Origin of the sequence: Streptomyces sp. NL15-2K (assembly GCF_030551255.1) — a bacterium.
GTDB lineage: Bacteria > Actinomycetota > Actinomycetes > Streptomycetales > Streptomycetaceae > Streptomyces.
Genome location: NZ_CP130630.1, coordinates 2751836 through 2764590, shown reverse-complemented (window position 1 = coordinate 2764590; position 12755 = coordinate 2751836). Strand labels below are relative to the sequence as shown.

General features: G+C 71.1%; 11 protein-coding genes. 10 read left to right on the top strand and 1 reads right to left on the bottom strand.

Annotated elements, in window-relative coordinates; all coding sequences use genetic code 11:
• Positions 1-50 precede the first annotated feature (50 nt).
• From Q4V64_RS11950 to Q4V64_RS11935, 4 genes are all read left to right on the top strand, one after another.
• Positions 51-470, top strand: coding sequence for a phage holin family protein (locus Q4V64_RS11950; RefSeq protein WP_124443163.1), 420 nt, complete (start codon positions 51-53; stop codon positions 468-470).
• Positions 467-877 (top strand): DUF3618 domain-containing protein, encoded by a 411-nt coding sequence (locus Q4V64_RS11945; RefSeq protein ID WP_124443164.1) that lies wholly within the window; start codon positions 467-469, stop codon positions 875-877. The genes Q4V64_RS11950 and Q4V64_RS11945 overlap by 4 nt, the downstream gene beginning before the upstream one ends.
• Positions 878-1015: 138 nt before the next feature.
• Entirely contained in the window at positions 1016-1636 is a 621-nt protein-coding gene (locus Q4V64_RS11940) for a winged helix-turn-helix domain-containing protein (RefSeq protein WP_124443165.1), read from the top strand.
• Positions 1637-1652: 16 nt separating this feature from the next.
• Complete coding sequence (locus Q4V64_RS11935; protein WP_253267248.1) at positions 1653-2441, top strand: SRPBCC domain-containing protein; 789 nt, start codon at positions 1653-1655, stop codon at positions 2439-2441.
• 13 nt (positions 2442-2454) lie between these two features.
• Here Q4V64_RS11935 and Q4V64_RS11930 read toward each other — a convergent pair whose 3' ends face one another.
• Positions 2455-4281, bottom strand: a complete 1827-nt coding sequence (locus Q4V64_RS11930; protein WP_124443166.1) for an endonuclease/exonuclease/phosphatase family protein — start codon at positions 4279-4281, stop codon at positions 2455-2457.
• Between the two features lie 278 nt (positions 4282-4559).
• Here Q4V64_RS11930 and Q4V64_RS11925 point away from each other — a divergent pair, with 278 nt between their 5' ends.
• The 6 genes from Q4V64_RS11925 (at position 4560) to Q4V64_RS11900 (ending at position 12582) form a co-directional block, all read left to right on the top strand.
• Positions 4560-5999 carry a hypothetical protein gene (locus Q4V64_RS11925; RefSeq protein ID WP_124443167.1) on the top strand — a complete coding sequence of 480 codons (1440 nt, stop codon included), beginning with the start codon at positions 4560-4562 and terminating at the stop codon, positions 5997-5999.
• Between the two features lie 173 nt (positions 6000-6172).
• Positions 6173-7618, top strand: coding sequence for an alkaline phosphatase PhoX (locus Q4V64_RS11920; RefSeq protein ID WP_124443168.1), 1446 nt, complete (start codon positions 6173-6175; stop codon positions 7616-7618).
• Between the two features lie 340 nt (positions 7619-7958).
• A complete protein-coding gene (locus tag Q4V64_RS11915; RefSeq protein ID WP_124443169.1) occupies positions 7959-9542 on the top strand; it encodes a TROVE domain-containing protein in 1584 nt (527 codons plus the stop codon).
• A gap of 25 nt (positions 9543-9567) precedes the next feature.
• Entirely contained in the window at positions 9568-10215 is a 648-nt protein-coding gene (locus Q4V64_RS11910) for a GntR family transcriptional regulator (protein ID WP_124443170.1), read from the top strand.
• Between the two features lie 13 nt (positions 10216-10228).
• Positions 10229-11245, top strand: coding sequence for a 1-aminocyclopropane-1-carboxylate deaminase (locus Q4V64_RS11905; RefSeq protein WP_124443171.1), 1017 nt, complete (start codon positions 10229-10231; stop codon positions 11243-11245).
• 293 nt (positions 11246-11538) lie between these two features.
• A complete protein-coding gene (locus tag Q4V64_RS11900) occupies positions 11539-12582 on the top strand; it encodes a LacI family DNA-binding transcriptional regulator (RefSeq protein WP_124443172.1) in 1044 nt (347 codons plus the stop codon).
• Positions 12583-12755 lie beyond the last annotated feature (173 nt).

Below are 12755 nucleotides of genomic sequence, written 5' to 3'. Positions count from 1 at the left end.
GGGCCTGGTCAGGGTACCCGGGGGTTCCGAAACCGAGAGGAGGCGGAACCGTGACCGGGACCACGGCCCCCAGGCCGACACGCGACGAACACCATTCGGTGGGGGAACTCGTCGGACAGGCCAGCGAACAGCTTTCCCGGCTCGTACGACAGGAAGTCGCCCTCGCCAAGGAGGAACTGGCCGAGAAGGGCCGCCGCGCCGGACGGGGCGGCGGGCTGCTCGGCGCCGCGGGCGCCGTCGGCTACGCCGGCCTGCTCGCCCTGGCCGCCACGGCCGCCGCCGCGCTCTCGCTGGCGCTGCCCGTGTGGGCCGCGGCGCTCATCGTGACGGCCGTGCTGTTCGCACTCGCGGGCCTGCTCGCGGCGACCGGCCGCGCCCAGCTGCGCCGCGCCGCACCGCCCACGCCCGAGGAGACCCTCGGCAGCGTCCGGGCCGATGTCGAGGAGATCAAGGGAAGGGCGCACCGATGACGCAGGAGCGGGACAAGGCGGCGCAGGGTCACGAGGCGGTGGGGGCGAAGGGGCCCGATGAGCTGCGGCGCGAGATCGAACGCACGCGGAGCGAACTCGGCGACACGGTCGAGGAGTTGGCCGGGAAGGCGGATGTGAAGGGGCGGGCGCGGGCTCGGGCGGCCGACCTTCGGGACAAGGCGGGGGCGATGACGGTGCAGCTGCGGAGCAGCGCGGCGCAGGCGGGGCACACGGTCCAGGGGAAGGCGAGCCACGCGGGTCACGCCGTCGAGCACACCCTGCCGGGTCCGGTCCGCAGTGTCGTGCAGGCCGGAGCTCGTCATCCCCGGCCCGTGCTGGTCGTCGGCGCGGCGGCGGGGGTGGTGGTCGCGGCGGAGGTGTGGCGGCGGAAGCATGGTGGGCGGTGAGTGAGCGGGTCTCCCTCGGGTGAGTGACGGTGGCGCCCAGGTGCTTGCGGCAGGGTGCGTGCGGCAGGGTGCGGCAGGGTGCTCACCGAACACTGAAATCGTCTGGACAAAAAAAGTGTTCGGTGAGACGGTGGATCCATGCTGGACGTGACCGTGATCGAGGACCCCGAGGCCGCAGCCGTCTCCCTGGACCCCATAAGGGGCCGGCTGCTCGCCGAGCTGGCGGCCGGACCCGCGTCGGCCGCCATGCTGGCCGGCAAGGTCGGACTGCCCAGACAGAAGGTGAACTACCACCTGAAGGCACTGGAGCGGCACGGCCTGGTCGAGCTGGCCGGCGAACGCCGCAAGGGCAACGTCACCGAGCGGCTGATGCGCGCGACCGCCGCGTCGTACGTCATCTCGCCGCTCGCGCTCGCCTCCGTGCAGCCGGACCCGGACCGCTTCCGGGACCAGCTCTCCGCGCGCTGGCTGCTCGCGCTCGGCGCCCGCCTGGTGCGGGACGTCGGCTCACTGATCACCGGCGCCGCGAAGGCCCGTAAGCGATTGGCGACGTACGCGCTGGACGGCGAGGTGCGCTTCGCCTCGGCCGCCGACCGGGCCGCGTTCATCCAGGAGCTGACGGCCGGCGTGAGCGCGCTGATCCGCAAGTACGACGCGCCCGACGCCGAGGGCGGCCGCGACCACCGGATCGTCGTCGCCGTCCATCCCACGGTCAAACCCACGGTCGAGAACCAGCCCGCCCCGGAATTGGATCAGTAGTACTCAGGAGCCCACCATGTCCAAGGAAATGTCCAAGGAAATCTCCGAGGAAGTCTCCAAGGAATCACCCAAGGAATTCGAGATCGCCCGCGAGTTCGAGGTCGACGCCACGCCCGAGCAGGTGTGGGGGGCCATCACCGCCGGGACCGGTGGCTGGCTGTGGCCGATGGAGGAACCCGAGCCGCGCGAGGGCGGCAAGGGCCCCTTCGGCTCGACCGTCACCGCCTGGGACCCGCCGCACCACTACACCAACCGCGTCGAGGACGTCGAGGGCATCTCCGAGCAGACCCTCAACCAGCTCGACTACACCATCGAGCCGCGCGACGAGGGCAGACGCGCCTGGGTGCGGTACGTGCACAGCGGGATCTTCGTCGACGACTGGGACAACCAGTACGACGCGGCCGGCCGGCACACCGACTTCTACCTGCACACCCTGCGCCAGTACCTGACGTACTTCGACCGCCGCCCGGTCGTCTTCACCACCTTCGACGGCCCCGACGCGTCCAAGGCGTCCGACTCCTTCGCCGCCGTCGGCCGGGCTCTCGGCCTCGCGGACGACACGGCCGTGGGCGCCCGAGTCCAGGCCCGCGGCCCCGAGGGGCAGGTCCTCGACGCCGTAGTGGACTTCCGCAACCCGTACTTCCTCGGACTGCGCACCGAGGACGCCCTGATCCGCGTCTTCGGGCGCGACCACTGGGGCTACCCGGTCGGCATGAGCGTCCACGACTTCGCGCCCGGCGCCGACGCCAAGGAGGACGAGGCCGCCTGGAAGGGCTGGCTGGACGGGGTGTTCAGCCAGCCCTGACCACCGCGATCGATTACGGCTCGAACCGCAGCACCTGCGGGTCGTGGTCGCTGATCTGGTCGTTGAACTCCGAGTTGACGTGCACGCTGTCGTACTCGAAGTCGCAGGAGTACCGGATCGACGGGCTGACCAGGATCTGGTCGAGGACCTGGGCGTTGCCCTGGTAGACGTACGAGTAACGCTCGCTCTTCGGCAGCGACTTGATCGCCGACCAGAGCGCGCCGTCGTCCTCCAGGAGCTTGGTGGTGCCGGAGAACTCGAAGTCGTTGATGTCGCCGAGGGTGACGACGTCCGCGTTCTTCTGGGCGGCCAGGATGTCCTTGACGAAGGTGTTCACCGCGGTCGCCTGGGCGTGCCGCTGGGTCTCCGAGCTGCGCGTCGGCGGCTGGTACTGCGAGGTCAGGGCCTGGTCGCCGCCCTTGGAGTTGAAGTGGTTCGCGATCACGAAGACCGTGCGGCCGCGGAAGACGAACTCACCGGCCAGCGGCTTGCGGCTGCTCGCCCAGGCGGCGTTCGCCGGGTCGATCCGGCCGGGGGAGACCGTCAGCGCCGCCCTGCCGCGCTCCTTGGTGACACCGACGGCGGTCGTGGCGTCGCCGCCCGCGCGGTCGGTGAAGGACACCCGCTCCGGGTTGAACAGGAACACCTGGCGGATGTTGCCGCCCGGCTCGCCGCCGTCGGTGTTGTTGGCCGGGTCGACCGAGCGCCAGTCGTACTTCGGGCCGCCGGCCGCGACGATCGCGTCGGTCAGCTTGGTCACCGTCTGGTCGGCGGCGACCGTGCCGTCGTTCTTCGCGCCGTTGTTGTCCTGGATCTCCTCCAGGGACACGATGTCGGGCGACTTCAGGTTGTGCACGATCGCGGCGGCGTGCTCCTCGAAGGTCGCGTCGGTCGGGTCGAGGTTCTCGACGTTGTACGTCGCGACCGCCAGCTCGCCCCTCTTCTGCCGCTCGGTGGTCTCCCGCTCGAGACCGGCGCCCTTCAGCGCGCCGATCTTGTTGGCGACGAGGGTGTAGCCGCCGAACTGGTTGTAGTCCAGCGGGCCCGCGGTGGTCCCGGTGAGCGTGTCGCCGACGTTCGCGGTCGGGAAGTCGGCGACCGCGCCGAGGGACTGGATCTGGAGCCGGCCGGTGTTCTGGGAGTCGTAGGAGCCGTAGACCGTGCCGCCGCGGCGGTTGCGGTTCTCCCACGGCTTGACCGTGACCCACAGCTCGGTGAACGGGTCGGTGGCGCCGACCACACGCGTGTCGGAGACCTGGACGGTCATGCCCTCCAGGGACTCGTAGCGGTCCAGGGCGTACTTCGACGGCTGGAGGGTCAGGCCGTTGACCGAACCGCTCGCGGCCGCGTCGCCGGCCGGGGCGTAGGCGCCCGGCACGGACCTCGCGTCGATGACGGTGGCCGCCGGGACCGCGTTGCCGCTGGAGACGACGGTGACCGTCGGGCGGACGATCTCGGTCAGCGCCTGGTTGCCGGAGGAGGTGCCGCCGGGGACGAACTCCGAGACGGTGCCGGAGACGTTCACCGCGTCGCCGACCGCGACCTTCGGGGTGGAGCTGGTGAAGACGAAGACACCCTCACTGGTGGCCGGGTCCGCGTCCGGGTCCGGATCCTGGATCCAGAAGCCACGGGACGAGCCGTAGGTCCGCACACCGGTGACGATGCCGGTGACGTCCGTGACCTGCTTGCCGGCGTACGGGGATATCCGGGTCGTGCCCTGGATGTCATGGATGCGCACGGAGTCCGCGTGCGCGGGTGAGGTGAGGACGACGGTCGACGCCGCGGAACAGACGGCGGCGACGGTGAGCGCGGCGAGACGCGCGGAAGACTTGCTCGGCAACGGGATCCCTCCGGGGACGTACATGGGCGCCGGGACGAGGGTGGAGCGTGGAACCGTGGGAGCCGCGACCGGTGGGGCGGCGGCGACGCGCGTAGAAAGTACAGTGAACAAGTGTCCGACAGCTTTCTACGCGCGTAATCTCCTGCCTGGTCAAGCCACTTGTCAAGGTTTCAGCCATGTACGGGTCCTGTCCGGGAGATGAACCGGGCGGCATGGGTGGAAAGCGGTCTAGGCTGAGCGGCTGAGTGGTACGTCGCGTCCCCTAGGAGAACGAGCCGATGTCAGACAGCTCCCCCCTGCCGCCGGCGCGGCTGCACCCCGAAGCGGAGCTGGCGCGGGACGCGCTGTCCACGCCGCTGCTGTCGAGGGCCGCGCGGCTCGCCCGCTGGGCCGGCCCGGACACCCGGGTCGACGCCGGGGCCGGACTCGTCGACGAACAGCTGCCGGCGGCGGCCGAGGCCCTCGGGCTGAGCGGGGAGGACGCCGCGGCGGACGCGAGCGAGGCCTGGCGGGTCGCCGTCGACACCGGGCTCGTCGAGGTCCTCGACGAGGACGCGGGCACCGTCACCGCGGGCGCGGACCTGGCCCTGCTGACCGGCGGTGCGCCGCAGGACGTGCTCGCCGTCTGGCTGGGCGCCCTGGAGACGGTGGTCGCCGACGCGAGCGTGCCGGACCTGGACGACCTGGTCGACGCGGCGGAACACGGGGCCGGCGAGATCGACCTGTCGTCCCTGGACTGGGCCCCGGAGGCCGAGGCGGAGTTCCTGGACGGCGTGCTCGGGAACCTGTACCTGCTCACCGTCAACGAGGACGGGCCGGGCGACGGCATCGTGCCGCTGCCCGCGCTGGCCGCGTCGGTGATCGTGCCCAGCGACATGGGGGAACCCACCAACGACATACTGGAGCAGGTGTCCGACGCGATGATGCGTCTCGACGACCAGTTCCGGATGCTGGAGCCGGTCGGACTGGTGGAGTACCAGCCGGTCGACGAGTCGCTGATGGCGGACACGGAAGAAGGCGCCGAGGAGCCGTCGGCCCCCGTCGACGAAACCGACGTCTCCCGCTACGGCATGGTGCGGCTGACCCCGCTCGGCCTGTACGGGCTGCGGGCGCGGCTGCTGGAGGCCGGCGTCGAGGCACCCGCGGTCGGCGACCTCGCTGACAAGGGCGCCGACGCGCTGTTCGACGGGACGGCGACGTTCCCGCCGGCGGCGGCGCAGGCCGAGACCGAACAGTGGCTGGCACACCGCGACCCCCTCGCCGCCGCACGCGAGTTGCTCGCGGCCGCGCGCGGCTCGGACACCGGCGGACCGCTCCGCCGGCTGCGCTGCCAGCAGGCGCTGTCGCTGGTCGGCGCGCAGGCCGAGCCCGCGCTGCGCGAGGTGCTCGACGACCCCGAACTCGGCGGACTGGCACGGGTCTGGCTGACCGAGCGGGGCGCCTTGGACGTGCCGCCGCCGTCCGGGGACATGGTGTTCTGGCTGACCGTCGACACGATCGCCGCACAGCTGGCGGCCGAGGGGAACTCCGAGGAGCTGAGGGGGCTGGTGGAGGGGCTGGCCCAGCAGCACAGCGGGTTCTTCGCGACGGCCTGGCGGGTCGACCACCCGGCCACGGCGGACGTGCTGGAGGCGATGGGACGGCTGCACCCGGACAAGAAGATCGCCAAGGAGGCCCGCAAGGCGGCCTTCAAGGCGCGGTCGCAGCAAGGGAGCTGAGCGACAGGGGGCGTAATGTCCCTTTCGTCCCCCGGCGTGCCGTGTGCGCGTTCATGGAAGCGGACCCGGTAACGTCTCCCGGCGTTCAACCCACGTTCAGGCATGGGCGGGACCGTGGCGCCGACCGAGGTCCGCCACCCTCCACTGGCATACCCACCGTCACAGGAGACACCATGTCGCTCAGCCGCAGGGACTTCGCCAGAAAATCCGCGATCACCGGTGCCGGTGTCGCACTGGCGGGCAGCGTCGGCGCCCTCGCCACCGCCCCGGGAGCCCTCGCCTCCTACGACACCGACAGCGCGGGGGAGGAGACGGCGGACGCGTCCGGCGGCGTCGGCTACGGACCTCTGGTCCCCGACCCCAAGGGCATCCTCGCGCTGCCCGCCGGGTTCGAGTACCGCATCCTCACCTACAGCGGAAAGACCAAGCTGGAGTCGGGCGAGTTCACCCCCTCCAACCACGATGGCACGGCCACCTTCGCCGGCCCGCGCGGCACCACCCTCCTCGTCAACAACCACGAGCTGAAGGGCCCGCGCGCCAACTGGAAGTACCCGGTCCCGCTCACCGAGGGCCTCGTCTACGACCCGGCCGCCTCCGGCGGCTGCACGGTCGTCGAGGTACGCCCCGACGGACAGGTCGCCGAATGGGTCGGCATCGCCGGCACCTCCACCAACTGCGCCGGCGGCAGCACCCCGTGGGGCACCTGGCTCACTTGCGAGGAGAACTCCGACAAGGCCGGCGTCAACGGCATGACCAAGGACCACGGCTACGTCTTCGAGGTCGACCCCGTGGACCGGCGCGCCAACCGTGCTCCCAAGCCGCTGAAGTTCTTCGGCCGGTACGACCACGAGGCCGTCGTCATCGACCCCAAGCGCGGCCACGCCTACCTCACCGAGGACGCCTCCAAGCCCAACGGCCTCTTCTTCCGCTGGACCCCGCCCAAGGGCTTCGAGTACGGCCGCGGCAAGCTCCGCACCCTCGCCGACGACGCCGGCGTCCTGCAGGCGCCCAAGTGCTACGACTCCGGCGGCAAGTTCGTCGACGACCTCTCCCGCGCCGCGAAGATCGGCACCGTGTACGGCGTCGACTGGGTGGACGTACCCGACCGCGACGCCAAGACCGTCGCCGTGCGCCAGCAGTTCGGGGCCGACGAGATCACCCGCGCCCGCAAGCTGGAGGGCATGTGGTGGGGCGACGGGGGCGCCTACATCGTCTCCTCCTACGCCCGTGAGGAGAGCCCCGTCCAGCACGACGGCCAGGTCTGGTTCTACGACCCCAAGCGCCGCACGCTGACGCTGAAGGTCCTGCTCGGTGTGAATCCCGACCCGTCCGTCGACGGCGCCTTCGACGGCCCCGACAACATCACCGTCTCCCCGTACGGCGGCCTGGTCCTCGCCGAGGACGGCGAGGGCGTCTCGCACCTCTTCGGCGCCACCGACAGCGGCCGCACGTACCCCATCGCCCGCAACGACCTGAACGTCGGCACCGAAGAGGAGCCGGAATACAGCGAGTTCGCCGGCGTCACCTTCTCGCCCGACGGGCGGACGCTGTTCGCCAACATCCAGGACCCCGGCATTCTGGTCGCGATCACCGGGCCCTGGAAGCGGCAGCTGCGGTAATTAATTCGGTCGCACCGCCGAAGCTGCGCCTCCTACAGTGAGATCACAACGTCACGCACCTCCCGGTGCGATGGCAGCGGCTACTTCTCTTCCAAAGAATCCACAGCCGCCGCCGACTTGATCTCGGGAGGCGCAGCTCATGGTGGGTGTCCGGTGCGCAGGCAACGGTTACTTCATTGGATCTGGCGGCTGCGGGTTCGAATCCCGTCATCGACTTCGGGTCGGTGTAGCTCAATTCGGAAGAGCACCAGGCTAAGTCCGTCGCCGACTCCTGATCTCGGACACCCTCCTTTTGCTGCGCTTCCCTCCGAAACCTCTCATGAATTCGGGGGAATTCAGCATGGCGCGATTCAATATCCGTACGGCCAAGGCCCGGCCGACCTCGCGGGTGACGTCGACGGGCCGGGTGCTCCGTACCTACGAGGGAGGCCGCGGCCGCGAGCGCGACCCGCGCTCCGAGCTTTTCCTGCTGTCGGTCTCCAACCTGGTCTCGCAGCAGACCTTTTATGAGACCGGCGCCGCCCGCGACGACCGGTTCGCCACGCTCGTACGAGAGCTCGCCGTCACCGACCCGGAGTGGACGGCCGGACTGCTCGGCTGGCTGCGCGGCGAGGGCAACCTCCGTACGGCCGCGGTCGTGGGCGCCGCCGAGTACGTGAAGGCGCGACTGGAGGCCGGGGCGACCGACGGCCCGGCGAACCGGCAGGTCGTCGCCTCCGTACTCCAGCGTCCCGACGAGCCCGGCGAGCTGCTCGCGTACTGGACCGCGATGTACGGCCGCAACGTCCCCAAGCCCGTGAAGCGCGGCATCGCCGACGCCGTACGGCGCCTCTACGGCGGCAAGTCGCTGCTGAAGTACGACACCGCGTCGAAGGGCTACCGCTTCGGCGACGTCCTCAACCTCGTGCACGCGGCCCCGGACCCGGACAAGCCGTGGCAGGGCGAGCTGTTCCAGTACGCCCTCGACCGCCGGCACAACCCGGACACGGCCGTGCCGCCCGCATCGAACCGTGTCCTCACAGCGCACCGTGAGCTGATGGCGCTGCCGGTCGAGGAGCGGCGCGCGGTGGTCACGTCCGAGGGCGGTGCCGAGCGGCTGGCGGCGGCCGGGATGACCTGGGAGGCGCTGGCGGGCTGGCTGCAGGGGCCGATGGACAAGGCGGCCTGGGAGGCTGTGATCCCGTCGATGGGCGCGATGGCACTGTGCCGCAACCTGCGGAATTTCGACGAGGCCGGTGTCTGCGACGAGGTGGCCGCCCAGGTCGCGGCGAAGATCAGCGACCCGGCTCAGGTCGCGCGTTCGCGGCAGTTCCCCTTCCGGTACCTCGCCGCGTACCAGCACGCGCCGTCGCTGCGCTGGGCGTACCCGCTGGAGCAGGCGCTCGGTCACTCGCTGGCCAACGTGCCCGTGCTGCCCGGCCGGACGCTGGTGCTCGTCGACCGCTCGGGCTCGATGTTCTACTCCCGGCTGTCGGACCGCTCGGAGCTCAACCGGGCCGACGCGGCGGCGATCTTCGGTACGGCGCTCGCGCTGCGGGCGGCGGACGCGGATCTCGTAGAGTTCGGGACGTCGAGCAATCGTGTGAAGTTCCGCGCGGGCGAGTCCGTGCTGAAGATCCTCGGCCGCTTCGGCGACCTGGGCGGCACCGACACGACCGAGGCGGTGCGCCGCCACTACAAGAAGCATGACAGGGTGCTGATCGTCACCGACGAGCAGTACGCGTACAGCCGCCACGGCGACCCGACCGAGCAGGTCCCGGCCGACGTGCCGGTCTACACCTGGAACCTGGCCGGGTACCGGGCGGGCCACGGCCCGTCGGGGAAGGGGATCAGGCACACTTTCGGAGGGCTGTCGGACGCCGCTTTCCGGATGGTGCCGCTGCTCGAGGGCGCTCGGGACGCCGACTGGCCCTGGACCGCCTGAGTTCTGACATCTAACATGTCAGTTCATGGACGCCATCCAGCCCGTCCCCCGCACCCTGCTCAGGGACCGCGCCTACGCCTCGATCCGGGACGCCATCGTCTCCGGGGAGATCGAGCCCGGCGCGGTCGTCCGGGACGCCGACCTCGCCGAGCAGCTCGGGCTGTCCCGGGCGCCGGTGCGGGAGGCCTTCGCGCGGCTCGTGGACGAGGGGCTGCTGGAGAGCAAGCCGCAGAGCTACACGCGGGTCACCCGGGTCGTGGCCGCCGACGTACGGGACGCGGCGGCCGTGGTCGGGGCCATGCACGAGCTGGTGACGCGGGTCGCCGTACCCCGGCTGTTCGCCGCCGACATCGAGGCGATGCGCGAGGCCAACGAGTGCTTCGCGGCGGCCGTCGGCTCGGGCGACGTGGACGCGGCCCTGCACGCCGACGACGAACTCCACGACGTGCTGGTCCGGGTGAGCGGCAACCACGCCGCCGCCGCGACCATCACGCGCTACACCCCGCTCATCCGCCGGCTGGAGCGACGGCGCTTCGGCGAGGGCGGCAACTGCCGGTCGGCCGGGCTGCACGATCAGCTCATCGAGGCCTGCGCGGCCGGTGACGTGGACGAGGCGGTCCGTGTCACCGCGGAGATCTGGCGGGGCCTGGAAGGGCTCGCCGACCCCGACTGACCCGGGAGGACCCATGTCCCTTTCCTCGTACGACCGTTACCCCCTCCTCTTCGGGCCGTCGCCCGTGCACCCGTTGGAGCGGCTCACCGCGCACCTCGGCGGTGCCGCCCTCTGGGCCAAGCGCGAGGACTGCAACTCCGGTGTCGCGTACGGCGGGAACAAGACGCGCAAGCTGGAGTACCTGGTCGCCGACGCGCTCGCGAAGGGCTGCGACACGCTCGTGTCGATCGGCGGCGTGCAGTCGAACCACACTCGGCAGGTCGCCGCCTGCGCCGCCCGTGCCGGGCTCAAGTGCGTGCTCGTACAGGAGAGCTGGGTGGAGTGGCCCGACGCCGTGTACGACAAGGTCGGCAACATCCTGATCAGCCGGCTCGCCGGAGCCGACGTACGGCTGGTGCGGGCCGGCTTCGGGATCGGGTTCAAGGAGAGCTGGGAGCAGGCGCTCAGGGAGGTCGAGGAATCGGGCGGGAAGCCGTACGCCATTCCCGCCGGCGCCTCCGACCATCCGCTCGGCGGTCTCGGCTTCGCCGGGTGGGCCCATGAAGTGGCCGAGCAGGAGCGGGAGTCGGGCGTCTTCTTCGACACCGTGGTGGTGTGCTCGGTGACCGGGTCGACGCAGGCCGGCATGGTCGCCGGGTTCCGTGCACTGGAGGAGGCGGGCGGGCGGACGCGGCGCGTGATCGGCATCGACGCGTCGGCGGAGCCCGCCCGCACCCGGGCGCAGATCGCGCGGATCGCGCACAACACCGGCAAACTCATCGGCGTCAAGGGACAGTTGACGGAAGCGGACGTCGAGCTCGATGAGCGGTATCACGCGGGGACGTACGGCATCCCGGACGAGACCACGCTGGAGGCCATGCGGCTCGCTGCCCGCACCGAGGGCATGGTCACCGATCCCGTCTACGAGGGGAAGTCGATGGCCGGGATGATCGATCTGGTGGGGCGCGGGGAGATCGGTCGGGACTCGACGGTGCTGTACGCCCACCTGGGCGGCCAGCCGGCACTCAACGCCTACAGCGCGCTGTTCTAGGGCCTGTCAGCCGGGCAGGCCCTGGGGTCCTGCCCGGCGGATCATGCCGCAGACGCGGGGCCTGGCACGCCGATCTGCGGCGTGTCGTCGGTTGCCGACTCCCCCACGCTCGAACAACCTCGCGCGGGGGGACCCCCATCGCGTCGACGCCCTCCTCCGCCTTGCAGCTCGACGCACCAGGCCCCGCTCACCTGCGTCGATGAGGCGCCGCCGCTTTCCTGCGACCTGATCCGCCGGGCAGGCCCTGGGCCTGTCCGGCGTACCCTGCCGCGTGGCCGGATACAGTGCACAGCGTGTGGGCCGACGACCAGCGGCGGGAGCCGCGTATCGACCTGCCTGACGGCCCCCGCCGCCGGGCCACCATTCACGACGTCGCCCGGTTGGCGGGAGTGTCGCGCCAGACGGTCTCCCGGGCGGTCAACGACAAGGGCGAGATCGATCCGGCCACGAAGGAGCGCGTGCTCGAGGTGGCCCGCCTGCTGGACTACCGGCCGAGCCGGTTCGCGCGGGGCCTCGTCCGCAAGGGGGCGGTGACGGCCGGACTGGTGATCCCGGATCTGATGAACCCGTTCTTCCCCGAGGTGGCCGCCGGTGTGCTGGAGGCCGCCGAGCAGCGTGGGTGGCAGGTGGTGGTGTGGGACTCCCGCACCGACGACGTCCGGGAGCGGGAGGCGCTCGATGTGCTGTCCCATCAGGCGGACGCGGTCGTGGGCTACTTCAAGAACGAGGACGACGTCCTCGCCCGGCACCTCGGTGGCGTACCGCTGGTGCTGTTGGAGCGCGGCCCGCAGCAGACCCGGTTCGCGGCCGTGGGCATCGACGCCGCCGCCGGTCTGGAGCAGGGCATCGCCCATCTGGTTCGCGCCGGGCACCGCAGGATCGGCATGCTGGACGGGGACCGGCCGGCATCCATCGGTCCTCGGCGGGAGGCCTTCCTGGCCGAGGCCCGGCGGCACGGTCTGCCTGTCGACGACGGCTGGATCGTGTGGTGCCCCGAGCACAGCGTCGCGGGCGGCGAGGCGGGCATGGAGCGACTCCTGGACGCCCGGCCCGAGATGACGGCGGTGTTCGGCTTCAACGACCTGATCGCGGTAGGTGCGATACGCGCCGCCCGGCGCCGTGGCCGGAGGGTGCCCGACGATCTCGCGGTCATGGGCTTCGACGGACTCTCGCTGGGCGAGCTGGTGGAGCCCGCCCTGACCACTCTGCACCTTGACAAACGGCAGCTGGGTCGGCTGGCCGTCGAGCAGGTGGCCCGGCTGCGCGCGGGCGAGGAGCCGCTGAGCGGCGCGGACGCGTGGGTGATCCCGGAGCTGGTGGTGCGGGCCTCGGCCTGACCTCGCCGGCACCGCTGAGGAAGTGTCAGTACATTGCCGATGTACGTCCCTTGACACTGGTTTTCGGCCGCCCCGATACTCGACGGCAACGTTCACGTGAACGCTCACGGACCCCCAAAGACGCTGTCGGCCCGAGCCCGGGACCACTGGCCGACATCGTTGTCCAACCTCCC